This window comes from Legionella maceachernii (assembly GCF_900167045.1).
GTDB lineage: Bacteria > Pseudomonadota > Gammaproteobacteria > Legionellales > Legionellaceae > Tatlockia > Tatlockia maceachernii.
In genome coordinates this window covers 73,337-88,921 of sequence record NZ_FUXJ01000010.1, presented here as the reverse complement: position 1 = coordinate 88,921, position 15,585 = coordinate 73,337, and the positions used below count along the sequence as shown (strand labels likewise).

Below are 15,585 nucleotides of genomic sequence, written 5' to 3'. Positions count from 1 at the left end.
GTCAATTTCTGTTCAAAGCTCCCGTAGTCCAACCTCTTTTTAATTTGGCCCCAGGCTAAAAAGACTTACTTGCTCCTCAAGAGAATTGAAATTGGTCATTGTGTTGAATTTGGCATTGATGAGGCTCGTTGCTTCGCTTGTTTTTTTTGTTTTAAATAGATAAGATAAAATACGATCTTCGAGTTCCCGCGGAAGTTGATATAATTGGGCCAGTTGTCTCATTGGTACACATGCACTAGCAATATCATCTTCTTGATCACCGTGTAAATCAAGCAAATTACACCATGGCGTTAAGGCCTTAAATAATTTGACCCGTTCATCGATTGTTTTCTCTTCAAAGAGGCTATTGTATTGCAATTTTATTCGTCTCACTGTTTTGGGAATTGATGATAAAAAAGAGCACAATTGTTCAATATCTAGGGTATAGAATGCGGGGCTTCCACTGAAATCAAGGGTTGTAATAGTAGGCGGCAATCTATGTAAAATTTTTAATCTTTCTCTGGGCCAGCACTCAATAAAGTTGCCACTAAGCTTTAACTTTCTGACAGAAGGCTTTAATCCAGAAAAAAGATGGGCTAATAGCTCCTCACCATCGTTTTGACGGCCAAAATCGTTATAGCTTAAATCGAATGACTCCACTGAGTCGGAAAAAATATTAAAAAGAGATTTTAAATTTTCCTTTTGTAAGTACAGGTGATTATTACATAGTTTTATCGATTTGCATTTTTTATTTGCAAGAGCCTCAAAGCATGTCATTAACTCCCAACTTGGCTTTTTGCCCAAATTATTAAGACTCAGATTAATCTTAATAATTGAATCAGATAAAGACTCGAAAATATTCGCCAATTCTTGACCTTTCTTTAATCCGAGAGAGCTGCGAGAAAAGTCCATTTCTGTAACTGTTTCTGGTAAATAAGGTAATGCGCATTCTATTTTTATAGTTTTTAATTCAAAAAGACGGCTACTATTGAAACTTACCCGCGTAATAGAGCGAGATAACTGTGAAAATAATTCTTTAAAATCTCGATTAGATAATAAAATAGAATTATTGAGCAAAAAATTACCCTGGCATATAAATTTAATTGAGTTTGCGTTGAGTGAAAGAGGAAAAATTTTTTGTTTCAAGGTGGTTAGGGTATCAAATTTAGTAATGTGTAAGAGAAACGTCTTTTCGTTTTTCATTCTCTTCGCTCCCTTTAATAAAAAGAAGTTGTTGGTATGACCGGATGCGAAGAGACCATGACATAATTAAACTCCGCACGGCTCTATAATAGATAGATAAAAATTACACAACGATTAAGCAAAAGAGAAAATTAGAGATAGAAGTTATTTCTAGATGGAATGCATGGGTTATTTGGCAAATCTCTATACGTTTCATAATGAAAATGATTGGAAAATAGGCCTCTCTTTTTTTGAAAAGCGCGTTCACCCTCTGCTTGATTTATTCAAATTATTTTGTACTAACGGGGAAATGCATGCAGAAATTTAAAATAATTCTCTAATTAAAGAAATTTGATACACCCCCAACGTGTTATCTAAGTTATAAAAAATGACACTTATATAGAAGCTAGCTAAATCATGAGATAATAGTGTTATTGAAAGCTTCTTTAGAAGTTTAAAACAAGAACGAGTTCAATGGCGAAATTATCAAACTCGATGGGAAACTCAACAGGACATTTTGAATTACATCACCATGTTCTACCAGATTGCATTCTTATTTAGGATATTTAAGCCCTAATCAATTTGAAAAACAGAGCGATTGTTTAATGAAAGTTGCTTAATTCGGGTGTTACATATTGGTTGACCACATCACTCGGGCCATACACGTAAAGCGAAGAACTTTCCTCGCGGCAAACAACCGATTTAAGCTCCTTGCCGCATTTCCAAATCCATAAAGCAAAGTTAAGGCGGAGGATTAAAGCTAATCTCAGTCGTGCTTGTTAAGCCATCAACTCCTTGTGTAACCGCTATTTTCATATGAGTTGGTTTAAGGAGAGTGTGTCTATTAGACGCTTTCGATTTCCCACTATGGCCTGAGTGGATAGTAGGGCTTGTGGGTTCGGTTTTGTGAGACGCCCGATACTGACTTTCAGGAGTAAGTGTTGATTTTTTATACTGATCCTCAGGAGTTAGAGGAAGCCTGGAAGTGGGCCTATGAGATGATTGCTCAGGGGATCGTGGAGGGCTTAAATTGGGCCTAGAAGTGTTATTATGAGGAGCTTGTAGAGTTCCATAAAGAGAGAATTCGTATGTCGTCGTTTGAGTATTTTGATGATCTAATACAGTTTGTATTTTTTCAGCAAGCTGTTTGTTTGTTTTTCCATACAGGCATTTATACAAAAAACCATAACCAAAAATAGATAAAATTAAACCACTACCTAGGCCCCCCAATCTATTTAACCATTTACTTTGGTCACTTTTATTTTCCTCAATATACTGTAATAAAACATTGCGTGGAAGAACGCTTAGATTGATCTTTGGGCTAGGTGGATTTTCCTCTATCCTCAATCGTTCACCGTAGAAATCCAGGAAATCACTGGCAAATTTTTTATCTACTAATTTATCTTCTAGTCTTTTGTTAATGTCTGTTGTAGCGTTTTTAGCTGCAACAGGAGGGGGCATACTAGAAAAAATAAACACAAATAATAATTGCCGGAAATCATCTGCGAGCGCATCAATGTAATCTTTGCTGTCCGTAGTCTTGCTTAAAGGAAAATAGTAAATAAGCTCAATTAATTCTGTTGTTTTAAGAGCACTTAAAACCCCTTTATTTTTTATTAATTTCTCAAGTATGGCGCGATATGGAGCCTGTTCTTCAAGCAGCATTTCCGCCATGACTACCAAAAAATTGTTCTCTTTGCTCAATCTTTGCTCCTTTGTGTTTAGATCATAAGCAACTTATTTGCTTCTTCTTCGTCGAAAGTCTTTTGTTCTTTATTTAGCGCGTAGAAGTATTCTGTTAGGGGATGTCCCGTTTTTAAGAACGCAGAAGTGAAGAAATATCCGTATCTACCTATTTGTTTATCCATTGTATTATTTGGCTTGTTGTGGAGCGGAAAAGTATCCGACATCTCTGTGGTTGGAGAATATTCAGCAACCTTACGCATTTTGTTTACCAATCGTTGTAAATCTTTTTTAACGGCGACTTCGGCTAAAACGTGTAAAGGATTTTGCTGTATTTGGGTTAATAAATTTTGCTGGGTTCCTTGACTTAAGCCATTTTTGATCAAGTGCCTCTCTTTCTCTTCCCATTTTTTTTCATGCGGAAAAAACAAATAAATTGCTGCATTAATAATTAGTCGCTTTAGTTTTTCATGATCAATCTTCTTCCGTTCTAATTGATAGTCTTCTTTATGCTTTGCGCTGACTTCTAGTGACTGTAATATTTTTGCTAGGTAACCGAATAAATTGCAGGCTACCTGAACACGGAAGGGAGTCATCCCATTCCAGGCGATTGCTTTTGCTCCTTCGTAAGCGTTCGCTCTAACTGCATCAGGATCATCTACTCTAAAATTAGAATCTGGCTGATATTTCTCTTTGAGTTTAAAAGAAGGCGCCCTTTCTTCCTCAATCAAGGGCAGGGCTGTGGTCTGTGCCTCTGGTCTAGACTTAAAAACAAACTCGAGGCTTACCCCTGCATTAGGTAAACACGAAAGAGTAGCTTTTTCTACTTGTTGTGGAAATTGACTTTTGAGCTTAGGATCCATGCCCTCTAAAATCTTCATTAGGTACTTTACCGATTCCTCTTGCCGCGCTAAGTTCTCCTGCAGCGCTAACTGCTCTTTCTCGAGTTCACCACAATAGATGTCTACCTGATGTTTTGTTTGTCTATCCCGATGAGCCTGAAGTATATCTGTTAATTCATCAGTCAGGTCTCTCACTGTTTTTATTACAGGATGATCGTTGAGGGGTTGAAATTTTCTCGTGGTTAAATACAAAGCACTAGCTACATTTAAGTCAACAATCATGCCGTTGAGTTTTTTAATGAGATCACGGCTTTGTAGTGCAAAATTCTTTTCTGCCCTGAAGTTAGCTTCTTCGATTTCCTCCGCTGCTTCAGATTTCTCTTTTTGCGCTGCCGATACTATAATGAGTTCCTTAGAGGTGTCAGCTGCTTCATTGCCTATAGTGGCAGCCTTTTTATTCTTCGCTGAAGATTCAGAAATGAGCTGTTCAATAGAGGTAATAATGCCCTCAAGTTTTTCTATTGCTAAATCATTTAAATGTATAAAATGCTCCAAGGCTACTGGATTTTTTTCCAATCGAAGACGAAGATTTTTATAATTCTCTGATTTATTTTCAACCAAATAATGATATGCTTTTTGCAAACAAATGTGGGCATCCATTAAAAACTGCTTCATACTCATACAAACATTTCTCCACCTGATTAAAAAAGCTGATTGGCCTTGTGTAAGTCTGATGTGTTTATGACAATTTACTTCCTTTTTTTCATAAAACAGTGGTTATCAGAGTCTGAAATCATTTTATTATACTGTTTGCCTGATTCCTATATCAGCTAACAATCTTTTGGGCAAATGTGGCTGTACTACTCATGTCGTTTTGATGCTTTGCGCCAAAAAAGCAGAGTGCTATACTCACTGCTATTTTTGAAAAATGATTGATATTTAAGTGGTCAATGACTCGCATTTTTCAAAAATACTTGGCAAAATTGGCTTTGTCTAAAAAAAACCGCCTTGTCAGTCTGGAAAGGCATACTATTTTCTTTTTAAGGAAGATTTTGACAGTGAATCAAAAAAGACCAGTTAATCTTGATCTGGGGACTATCCGGTTTCCCGTCATGGCTATTGCCTCGATCTTGCATCGTATATCAGGACTAATCCTATTCTTATTAATGCCTTTTATACTTTACCTACTCAGTAAATCGCTTAGCAGTGCGATCTCATTTATGCAAATGCAAGTTCTCCTGCAAAGTCCATTTCATAAGCTGCTGTTATGGGCATTCAGTGCGGCACTTGTTTACCATTTACTGGCTGGTATTCGTCACATGATTATGGATTTAGGTTACGGTGAAGAGGTTAAAGCAGGGCGTCAGACAGCCATATGGGTTATCGCTTTAGCTGTGATTCTGACAATTTTTCTAGGAATTTGGATATGGTAACTAACGTCACAAGTTTAACGGGTAATGGCCTGAAGGATTGGCTAATCCAGCGGTTTACTGCAGTGTACTTCATGGTTTACTCAATCTGCATGCTCGTTTATTTACTGTTCAGCCCACCAGCAAATTACATGCAATGGTATGTTTTATTTCATAATGCTTGGTTTCAAATAGCGACCGTAGTCGCTTTGTTGGCGTTGAGCTTACACACTTGGGTTGGAATTTGGACTGTAACGACTGACTATTTAAAGTGTACTGTTATTAGGCTTGCTGTGCAGTATCTGGTTATTCTGTGGCTGCTAGGGCAATTTATTTGGGGCATAATGATCGTGTGGGGACGATGAGCATGGCAATTGCACGTAACAAATTTGACGCAGTAATTATTGGTGCAGGTGGTGCGGGAATGAGAGCCGCTCTACAAATGGCCAACTCCGGTTTAAAAGTCGCTTTATTATCAAAGGTATTTCCTACTCGTTCCCATACTGTTTCTGCGCAAGGCGGAATTACTGCAGCACTGGGTAATGCAGATGAAGATGATTGGCGCTGGCACATGTACGATACCGTTAAAGGAGCCGATTATATTGGTGATCAAGATTGTATCGAGTACTTGTGTAAAACAGGCCCTGAAGCGGTCTATGAGCTAGAGCATATGGGTTTGCCTTTTTCTCGTATGGACAATGGTAAAATTTATCAGCGCCAGTTTGGGGGGCAATCCAAAAATTTCGGGGGCGCGCAAGCCGCAAGAACTTGTGCGGCAGCTGATCGAACTGGACATGCATTACTGCATACGCTTTATCAACAAAACTTAAAAGCTAAAACGCATGTATTTAGCGAATGGTATGCACTGGATTTGGTCAAAGATGCCCAAGGCCGTATAGCGGGGGTAACCGCAATGTGCATTGAAACGGGCGACATTGTCTTTTATCAATCTCGAGTCTGTATATTAGCAACCGGTGGTGCGGGTCGTATTTATCAATCAACGACGAACGCGCTTATTAATACAGGTGATGGTTTTGGAATGGCTCTCCGTGCCGGCATCCCTCTACAAGATATGGAAATGTGGCAATTTCATCCCACGGGCATTGCTGGCGCAGGGGTGTTAGTAACCGAAGGTTGTCGGGGCGAAGGCGGGTACCTTATCAACAAAGACGGCGAGCGATTTATGGAGCGATATGCACCTCGCGTTAAAGATTTGGCGTCTCGTGACGTAGTAGCACGCGCAATGGCTTTAGAAATTCGGTCAGGAAAAGGATTTGATCCTAATGGGGTTGATCATGTTAAGTTAAAACTTGACCATTTGGGTGCCGACCTGATTAAGTCACGCTTACCGGGTATTCGTGAGTTATCGATTAAATTTGCTGGCGTTGATCCTATTGTTGAGCCTATCCCTGTAGTTCCAACTTGCCATTACAGTATGGGGGGTATTCCCACCAACATGCATGGGCAGGTGGTAACCCATAAAAAGGGCCAAGATCATATTGTCGAAGGGCTTTATGCTGTAGGTGAATGCGCTTGCGTTTCCGTCCATGGGGCCAACCGTTTGGGAGGTAATTCGCTCTTAGACCTAGTTGTTTTTGGAAGGGCTGCTGGTTTGCACGTTGAAGAGTTATGGCAATCCGATCAAATGCCTGAAATGCCTTACATTGCTGATGATGATATTGAACCTGCACTGGCACGTTATCAGCGATGGATAAATTCAAAAGAGGGCGAAAACCCAGCTGTCATTCATAATGAGATGCAGCGTGTGATGCAAGAGGATTTTGGTGTATTTAGGACAGGTGACGTAATGGCTTCCGGTTTGCACCGGTTAGAAGCATTGCGCCAGCGCTTACCAAATGCTTATTTGCAGGATAAATCAAAAGTATTCAATACAGCATTAGTAGAAGCTTTGGAGTTGGAGAACCTAATGGCAACAGCGTATGCCACTGCCCATTCAGCTATCGCTCGCACTGAAAGTCGCGGAGCCCATAGCCGAGAAGATTATCCTAAGCGCGATGATGCGAATTGGATTAAGCACACGCTGTATTTTGAGCAGGGTGATACCATAGATTACCGGCCTGTGAATACATCACCTAAACACATCGCACCGTTTGAACCAAAAGAACGCGTTTATTAGAGAGGATATGCCGTGGCTGATACTAGAACTCTGAGCCTGTCAATTTACCGTTATAATCCTGCAGTGAATGACAAACCCTTTATGCAGAATTATGAAATTGAAATTCCGGCTAAAAGTGACCCAATGTTGCTTCCGGTGCTTGAGCGTTTGAAAGCCGAGCAAGACTCCACTATTACTTACAGACGCTCCTGTCGTGAAGGTGTATGTGGGTCTGATGGGATGAATATAAATGGGACCAACGGATTAGCTTGTATTACAAAAATTTCTCAACTGAAAAGCGATAAAATTGTCTTGCGTCCTCTACCAGGCTTTCCAGTAATCCGTGATCTTGTCGTTGATATGAGTCAATTTTATCAACAATACGAGCGCATCGAACCTTATTTACAGAATGATACACCAGCCCCTGCACGGGAACGTTTGCAATCACCTGAAGAGCGTGCGCAGTTGGATGGTTTGTATGAATGTATCTTATGTGCATGCTGTACAAGTTCGTGTCCCTCATACTGGTGGAATCCAGATAAGTTTGTCGGACCGGCAGGGTTGTTACAAGCCCGGCGTTTCTTGGCTGATAGCCGTGATACAGCGAAAAAACACCGTCTGGATAAATTACAAGATCCTTTCAGTGTGTTTCGTTGTCGCACAATTATGAATTGTGCTGATGTTTGCCCGAAGGGACTCAATCCGACGAAAGCGATTGCTGAAATACGAAAGCAAATGTTAACTGAGGAAACTTGATAGCGATTTTCTTATGGTTCCGATGCAAAAATCGGAACGTATCCCTTTGGAGAGAATAACAATGAGCGGTACTGACCTGCAAAAAGAATGGGCTTCTTCCTATTTATCAGGTGGAAGCATGGCTTATGTCGATGGTTTATACGAAGATTACTTGGCGGATCCCAGTTCGGTTCCCGCAGACTGGCGAGCTGCTTTTGATGCTTTACCTAAAGTTGATGGAGTTGCAAAAGAAGTTTCTCATCGAGCAATCCGTGAGCATTTTTTGCATAGCGCCGATAGAAAGCATATCCCAGTGGTTGCCAGTGCAGACAGTAAACAATTTCAAGTCGCCCATCTAATCAATGCTTATCGGTCACAAGGTCATCATGCCGCCAAGCTTGATCCTCTGGATATGGCCGAGCGCATCCAGACTCCAAGCCTCGAATTGGCCTATCATCAGCTTTCTGAAGAGGACATGGATCGCCCTTTTTACGCAGGAAAATATTTTAACGGTGCAGAGATGCCTTTGAGAGAAATACTCCAAGCGCTTCGAGACACTTACTGCGGTAGCATCGGTATCGAATACATGCATATCTCTGACAATTCGGAAACTGAATGGCTACGGCAAAAAATGGAAACTGCGCGAGGCCGTCCTCAATTCGATAGCAAAAAAAAATTAGAAATTCTCAAGGACTTGATCGCAGCAGATGGTCTTGAGCGCTATTTAGGTACGCGCTATGTGGGACAAAAGCGATTTTCTCTTGAAGGAGGAGATGCTTTTATCCCAATGATGAAAGAAATTATCCGTATGGGTGGCCGAGACGATGTAAAAGAAATTGTTATCGGCATGGCTCATCGTGGTCGTTTAAACGTTCTGGTAAATGTATTAGGCAAAGAGCCTGATGAGTTATTCCAAGAGTTTGAAGGCAAAGTGAAATCCGATCGCACAGGCGACGTGAAATATCACATGGGCTTTTCTTCCGATCTACGCACGGAGAATGGAGAAATTGTCCATCTCGCTTTAGCGTTTAACCCTTCTCATTTAGAAATCATTGGCCCGGTAGTAGAAGGTTCGGCCCGTTCTCGCCTTAGACGTCAGCATGATTTAGAGAAAAAAAATAAGGTTGTGCCAGTAGTCGTTCATGGCGATGCCGCTTTTGCGGGTCAAGGGGTTGTTATGGAGACCTTTAATTTTTCCCAAGCGAGAGGTTATTCCACAGGTGGTACCCTTCATATCGTTATTAACAACCAAATTGGGTTTACAACTTCTAATCCGCTTGATGCGCGATCCACCCTTTATTGTACAGATGTTGCTAAAATGGTACAGGCACCGGTACTGCACGTGAATGGCGATGATCCTGAAGCGGTTGTTTTTGCGACTCAAATTGCGTTTGAATTTAGAATGAAATTTAAGCGTGATATCGTAATCGATTTAGTCTGCTATCGTCGTCATGGCCATAATGAGGCTGATGAGCCCGCAGTGACGCAGCCAACGATGTATCAAAAAATTAAGTCAATGCCTACCCTGCGAGAAATTTATGCAGCCCAATTAATCGAAAAAGGGATTATTAATACTAATGAAGTGGAAAAGCTTATTGAAAGCTACCGTGAAAAATTAGATAAAGGCCAAGCGGTCGTTGACGTAGTCCATGGAGGATACGAAGGTAAAATTTCTGTTGATTGGACACCCTATGTTAATGCGAAATGGACAGATAAAGTAGATACGTCGATCAGCAAAAACACGCTACAAATGTTGTCTAAGAAACTGAGTACTTTTCCCGAAAAATTCGAGCCGCATCCGGTTGTTAAGCGTGTTCTTGCTGAACGTGAAAAGATGTCAACAGGCGAAATCCCTATGAACTGGGGATATGCAGAAATCATGGCTTATGCCAGCTTACTCAATGAAGGCTATGGGGTACGTTTATCGGGCCAGGACTCTGGCCGCGGTACATTCGCGCACCGTCATGCAGTTTTACACGATTACAATACCGGAGAGACCTATGTGCCTCTCGAGCAAACAGCATCTGATCCTTATAAACCGTTCGTAGTGATCGATTCTGTTCTTTCTGAAGAAGCAGTGCTTGCTTTTGAATACGGCTATGCAGCTTCAGAGCCTACTTCTTTGGTATTATGGGAAGCGCAGTTCGGTGATTTTGCTAATGGCGCGCAAGTGGTTATTGACCAATTCATTAGCTCAGGTGAGCAAAAGTGGGGACGCTTGTGCGGATTGGTAATGCTTCTTCCACATGGCTACGAAGGTCAAGGTCCAGAACATTCTTCGGCAAGACTAGAGCGTTATATGCAGTTGTGTGCACAACATAATATTCAGGTATGCACACCCACAACGCCGGCACAAATGTTCCACATGCTGCGCCGACAAATGTTACGTAAGTTCCGCAAGCCATTGATTGTGATGACTCCCAAAAGTTTACTGCGGCATAAATTAGCTGTGTCACCTATCGAAGCCCTCACCAAAGGGAAATTTCACACTGTTCTGCCAGAAGCAGATAAACTTGATGCAGATAAAGTCACAAAAATAGTATTATGTTGTGGCAAAGTCTACTATGATCTCTTGCAAAGACGGCGTGATGATGAAAACCTGAATCATGTCGCCATTATACGAATAGAGCAACTGTATCCTTTCCCAATAAAAATGTTGACTCAAGAGCTTGCGAAGTATCCACGCGCTAAAAAGATCGTCTGGTGCCAAGAAGAACCACAAAATCAAGGCGTTTGGTTCTCTTCACAGCATAATATCCTTGAATGTTTAAATGAAGATCAGACACTAAGTTATGCTGGAAGAGAATTTGCCGCGGCCCCCGCAGTAGGAAGCCCAATCCTTCATGCGCAACAACAGCAAGCATTAGTCGAGCAGGCTTTATTGGATTAACGATTAAATCATATAACAAAAGAAGGTATAACTATGTCTATTGAAGTTAAAGTACCTGTCCTACCGGAATCAGTAGCGGATGCTACAATAGCCAGCTGGCACAAGAAAGTTGGTGATAAGGTAACACGTGACGAGAATCTTTTAGATTTAGAAACGGATAAAGTGGTTCTTGAGGTTCCTGCTCCAGCGGATGGTATCTTGAAGGAAATTTTATTTAAAGAAGGGGATACCGTTAAGGCCAGCCAGGTACTTGCTCGAATAGAAGAAGGGGCCGTGGCTAAAGAAGAAAAGCCAGCAGCCAAAGAAGAAAAACCAGCAGAAGCTAAAACTGAGGAACGTGAAAGCGAAGAAAAAGCAACAGGACCTGCTGTTAGACGAATGCTGGCAGAAAATAATCTGCAGGCGAGTCAGATTTCTGGTTCTGGTAAAGACGGGCGTATCACTAAAGAAGATGTGATTTCTTTCATTGAATCTGGCCGAGAAAAAACCTCAAAACCTGCTCTTAAACAAGAGCCAGTTGCTTTTGGTGCTCGCGAAGAACGTCGTGTACCGATGTCGAGGTTACGTGCCAAAATTGCGGAACGTCTTGTTCAAGCCCAACACAATGCCGCTATGCTGACGACATTTAACGAAGTGAATTTAAAAGCGGTTATGGATTTACGAACCCAATACAAAGATGCTTTCGAAAAAAAGCATGGTGTGAAGCTAGGCTTTATGTCTTTTTTCACTAAGGCAGTTGTTGAGTCCTTGAAGCGATTTCCTGCTGTTAATGCGTCTATTGATGGCCAGGACATTGTCTATCATGGTTATTACGATATTGGAATTGCTGTATCCACTGAGCGTGGCTTAGTTGTACCGGTCGTAAGGGATGCGAATGAACTGAGTTTAGCGGATATTGAGAAAGCCATTCAAGATACGGCAACCCGCGCAAGGCAAGGTAAATTAGCCATGGAAGAAATGCAAGGGGGCACCTTTACCATTACTAATGGAGGTGTATTTGGCTCCTTGTTAGCAACGCCGATTATTAATCCGCCGCAAACAGGTATCCTTGGAATGCATAAAATCGAGGACAGGCCAGTTGTTGAGAAAGGCCAAATTGTTATCCGTCCTATGATGTACGTGGCATTATCTTATGATCACCGTTTAATCGATGGTAAAGAATCGGTACAATTTCTGGTAAGTGTTAAAGAGTTACTTGAAGACCCTGCACGCTTATTACTAAACGTTTAGCATTACGATTAACCGCAAGACTCACTCTCGGGTAATAACCCACATGGTTTTTTGCCCGTCGGTGGTTTTGCTTTTATAAAGGGTAACATAATGAATTTACATGAATATCAAGCCAAGGAGTTATTTGCTAGCTATGGCCTGCCAATTCCTCGTGGCCAAGTCGCACAAAACGTTGAAGATGCCTTGCAAGTTGCTTCGCAACTGAATACTTCTAGATGGGTAGTGAAAGCGCAAGTTCACGCAGGTGGTCGGGGTAAAGCAGGAGGCGTCAAGCTTGTCTCAACGAAAGATGAGTTAGCCACCACGGTTAAATCGTTATTAGGTACACGCTTAGTGACTTATCAAACTGATGCGAAAGGCCAACCCATTAATGCAGTATTAATCGAAGAGACCTGCGACATAGGCCGCGAATTGTACCTTGGTGCTGTAGTTGATCGTTCAAGCCGACGCGTTGTCATCATGGCCTCCACTGAAGGGGGTGTTGAAATTGAAAAGGTTGCTCATGAAACACCAGAGAAAATTTTTCAAGTGGTGGTTGATCCATTAGTCGGGGTTATGCCGTACCAATGCCGGGAAGTGGGCTTCAAACTTGATCTTAGCGAAGATCAGGTTAAACAATTTACCCATTTGATGATGGCATTAGGAAAGATGTTCGTCGAGTGTGATTTAAGCTTGCTGGAAATTAATCCGCTTGTGGTCACTAAAAAAGGCCAGTTGCTTTGTCTTGATGGCAAGGTAAACATTGATGGCAATGCGCTTTATAGGCAGTCTAAACTGAAAGTTTTACGTGATACATCGCAAGAAGATGAGCGTGAAAATCGCGCTACGGATTGGGAGCTAAACTATATTCCTCTCGATGGTTCTATTGGTTGTTTAGTGAATGGTGCTGGCCTTGCTATGGCAACGATGGACGTGATCAAGTTACACGGTGGCGAGCCTGCGAATTTCTTAGACGTCGGTGGCGGAGCAACAAAAGAGCGCGTCACGGAAGCATTTAAAATCATTCTCTCTGATGAAAAGGTGAGAGGGATTTTAGTCAACATTTTTGGTGGAATTGTACGCTGCGATTTGATCGCTGATGGAATTCTTGCTGCAGTAAGGGAAGTGGACGTGACGGTACCTGTGGTAGTACGTCTCGAAGGCAACAATGCAAAATTAGGTGCAGATATTTTAAATAAGAGTGGATTAAACGTGATCGCCGCAGATAGTTTAACGGATGCAGCGAAAAAAATCGTGGCGGCTGTCGCCTAAGCTCCAATTATTACGATCGAGCTATCCAGCGGATCTAAGCGGATAGCCAGAACTTCATTTTCGAGGCTAGCAATGAGCGTATTAGTAAATAAAGACACAAAGGTTATTTGCCAGGGTTTCACTGGTAAACAAGGTACTTTTCATTCCGAACAGGCAATTGCTTATGGCACCCGCATGGTAGGCGGTGTTACGCCTGGAAAAGGGGGACAACAGCATTTAAGTTTGCCCGTATTCAACACCGTGCGTGAAGCGGTGGAAGAGACTGGGGCTCAAGCCTCTGTGATTTATGTCCCCGCGCCTTTTTGCATGGATTCCATACTGGAAGCGGCTGATGCTGGTATTGAATTGATTGTCTGCATTACTGAAGGTGTACCTGTGCTTGATATGCTGAAGGTAAAAGTCTATTTAGAAAACAATACCCAGGCACGGCTAATTGGACCTAATTGTCCAGGAATTATTACTCCAGGCGAGTGCAAAATTGGTATTATGCCGGGTTCTATTCATATGCCTGGGAAAGTTGGCATTGTTTCTCGCTCAGGTACCCTAACGTATGAAGCGGTTAAACAAACCACTGATAAAGGTTTTGGCCAAAGCACTTGTATAGGTATTGGCGGTGATCCAATTCCTGGAACCAGTTTTATCGATGCGCTCGAGCTGTTTGAAAAAGACGAACAAACTCAAGCAATCATTATGGTTGGTGAAATTGGTGGCTCTGCAGAAGAAGAAGCAGCGGAATACATCAAATTCAATGTCAGCAAACCTGTTGTTTCCTATATCGCCGGGGTCACAGCGCCTCCAGGCAAGCGTATGGGGCATGCCGGTGCAATTATTTCTGGAGGCAAAGGTACTGCGGCTGAGAAATTTGCTGCATTAGAAGCGGCTGGAGTGAAAACCGTTCGTTCGCCAGCCGATTTAGGTGACGCAATTGCTGAAGCTGCAGGTTGGTAATTCTCTGATTGTTTGTGTTGAAATCAAGTTGAAAACGCCGCAAACCGTCATCGAAATAGGATGACGGTCTCACACTCTTAGGGCATTAGATCGATTGCCTTTTTTTCCATGAAGAATGCGCCATTCACCAAAAGTCTTTGTTGATAGATGAAAGGGGGCATTAGCAAAGCAACCGAATTGCTGGCGGATAGCCCGAGTTCCAGCAAAGAGGCTTTAGAGATCGAAAAATGAGAGGATTATTCAGAGCTACGCCTAATCCGAGCTACATGCTTTTTATTTCTACGTCCTGACAAGTCGCTGGATCTAGCGGAGGGATCTGTTACTTAGGTTGAGCCCAACTCCTTTTTGGACAAATAAGCGATAAAACGATCTAACATTCTTACGCTAAGGATGCGTTTAAGCACGACAAACAAATGAGCGGGAAAAGTAACTGGGTACTTGGTTTTAGGTTTTTGAGCTTCGATGGCATGAACTAATTTTGCAATGACAGCGTCGGTGCCGCGCGTAAAGAGGGATTCCTCTTTCTGTTCACGGTACCCGTTAAGCATCTTTTGGTATTGTTGCTTAAAAAAGCTATTTTCCTTATCAATTTTTTTCAATGAATGATCAACCGCATTATCGCGGAAGCGGCTAGCGATAGGGCCTGGCTCGATACAAATCACTTCGATGCCCGAAGAGCGAAGTTCTAGACGCAAGGTATCACTAAGTCCTTCGACTGCATGTTTCGAAGCATTATAAGCACCACGAAAAGGCATGGAAATGATACCTAAAATGGAGCTGATGTTAATGATACGTCCCTGTCCTTGTTTGCGCATCACCGGAATGGCAAGACGCGTGAGATCCATCAGACCGAAGACGTTAGTTTCAAATTGATCGCGCAGGGTTTGTCGCGATATGTCTTCTAAAGCACCGGCCTGGCCATAGCCTGCATTATTAATAAGCACATCAAGATGCCCGGATGTTTTTGCCAACACATCGGTAAAAGCGGAAGCAATGGATTGTTCATCATCCATGTCCATTTGAATTGTTTCGAGACCTAAGTCGATAAGTTTTTTGACATCTGCTTCTTTACGACAAGTAGCAATCACCCGATGACCTCGACGCGATAAACTCAGGGCTGCATCATGGCCTATACCAGTAGAACAGCCTGTAATTAAGATCGTTTTTTGTTGCATGGAAGACCTATTAAATAAAAGCTCAGTTTAGCATTAGGGCCAGAGTACATTCTACTCTTGGCATTTAGGTCAGGGCAAACGGTCTAATTTTTGAATATACCCGTGATCCTTCAAAATGCTATGTTTTGGGCAACTTGATTTTTTT

At 42.0% G+C, this 15,585-nt stretch carries 13 protein-coding genes and 1 pseudogene; 10 read left to right on the top strand and 4 right to left on the bottom strand.

Features of this window, described 5'->3' with window-relative positions; all coding sequences use genetic code 11:
* Positions 1-39: 39 nt before the first annotated feature.
* Positions 40-1,182 (bottom strand): leucine-rich repeat domain-containing protein, encoded by a 1,143-nt coding sequence (locus B5D33_RS09930; protein WP_058451896.1) that lies wholly within the window; start codon positions 1,180-1,182, stop codon positions 40-42.
* A 163-nt stretch (positions 1,183-1,345) separates the two neighbouring features.
* Here B5D33_RS09930 and B5D33_RS16740 point away from each other — a divergent pair, with 163 nt between their 5' ends.
* Complete coding sequence (locus tag B5D33_RS16740) at positions 1,346-1,489, top strand: hypothetical protein (protein WP_160158643.1); 144 nt, start codon at positions 1,346-1,348, stop codon at positions 1,487-1,489.
* A 93-nt stretch (positions 1,490-1,582) separates the two neighbouring features.
* Positions 1,583-1,781: pseudogene (locus B5D33_RS09925) on the top strand (IS3 family transposase); the annotation flags it as partial.
* 121 nt (positions 1,782-1,902) lie between these two features.
* Here the strand turns inward: B5D33_RS09925 and B5D33_RS09920 are convergent.
* Positions 1,903-2,865: a hypothetical protein gene (locus B5D33_RS09920; protein ID WP_058451895.1), complete on the bottom strand. Its 963-nt coding sequence runs from the start codon at positions 2,863-2,865 to the stop codon at positions 1,903-1,905.
* 17 nt (positions 2,866-2,882) lie between these two features.
* Positions 2,883-4,367 (bottom strand): hypothetical protein, encoded by a 1,485-nt coding sequence (locus B5D33_RS09915; protein ID WP_058451894.1) that lies wholly within the window; start codon positions 4,365-4,367, stop codon positions 2,883-2,885.
* 377 nt (positions 4,368-4,744) lie between these two features.
* Here B5D33_RS09915 and sdhC point away from each other — a divergent pair, with 377 nt between their 5' ends.
* From sdhC to sucD, 8 genes are all read left to right on the top strand, one after another.
* Complete coding sequence (gene sdhC / locus B5D33_RS09910) at positions 4,745-5,119, top strand: succinate dehydrogenase, cytochrome b556 subunit (RefSeq protein WP_058451959.1); 375 nt, start codon at positions 4,745-4,747, stop codon at positions 5,117-5,119.
* Positions 5,113-5,460 carry a succinate dehydrogenase, hydrophobic membrane anchor protein gene (gene sdhD / locus B5D33_RS09905; protein WP_058451893.1) on the top strand — a complete coding sequence of 116 codons (348 nt, stop codon included), beginning with the start codon at positions 5,113-5,115 and terminating at the stop codon, positions 5,458-5,460. The genes sdhC and sdhD overlap by 7 nt, the downstream gene beginning before the upstream one ends.
* A 2-nt stretch (positions 5,461-5,462) precedes the next feature.
* Positions 5,463-7,232, top strand: coding sequence for a succinate dehydrogenase flavoprotein subunit (sdhA, locus tag B5D33_RS09900; protein ID WP_058451892.1), 1,770 nt, complete (start codon positions 5,463-5,465; stop codon positions 7,230-7,232).
* A 12-nt stretch (positions 7,233-7,244) separates the two neighbouring features.
* Positions 7,245-7,967: a succinate dehydrogenase iron-sulfur subunit gene (locus B5D33_RS09895; RefSeq protein ID WP_078767408.1), complete on the top strand. Its 723-nt coding sequence runs from the start codon at positions 7,245-7,247 to the stop codon at positions 7,965-7,967.
* Between the two features lie 61 nt (positions 7,968-8,028).
* Complete coding sequence (locus B5D33_RS09890) at positions 8,029-10,836, top strand: 2-oxoglutarate dehydrogenase E1 component (RefSeq protein WP_058451891.1); 2,808 nt, start codon at positions 8,029-8,031, stop codon at positions 10,834-10,836.
* A 33-nt stretch (positions 10,837-10,869) separates the two neighbouring features.
* Positions 10,870-12,066 (top strand): 2-oxoglutarate dehydrogenase complex dihydrolipoyllysine-residue succinyltransferase, encoded by a 1,197-nt coding sequence (gene odhB / locus B5D33_RS09885; protein ID WP_058451890.1) that lies wholly within the window; start codon positions 10,870-10,872, stop codon positions 12,064-12,066.
* 90 nt (positions 12,067-12,156) lie between these two features.
* Positions 12,157-13,317, top strand: coding sequence for an ADP-forming succinate--CoA ligase subunit beta (gene sucC, locus B5D33_RS09880; RefSeq protein ID WP_058451889.1), 1,161 nt, complete (start codon positions 12,157-12,159; stop codon positions 13,315-13,317).
* 72 nt (positions 13,318-13,389) lie between these two features.
* A complete protein-coding gene (sucD, locus tag B5D33_RS09875) occupies positions 13,390-14,265 on the top strand; it encodes a succinate--CoA ligase subunit alpha (protein WP_058451888.1) in 876 nt (291 codons plus the stop codon).
* A gap of 323 nt (positions 14,266-14,588) precedes the next feature.
* Here the strand turns inward: sucD and B5D33_RS09870 are convergent, their stop codons facing one another.
* Positions 14,589-15,440, bottom strand: a complete 852-nt coding sequence (locus tag B5D33_RS09870) for an SDR family NAD(P)-dependent oxidoreductase (protein ID WP_058451887.1) — start codon at positions 15,438-15,440, stop codon at positions 14,589-14,591.
* Between the last annotated feature and the right edge of the window lie 145 nt (positions 15,441-15,585).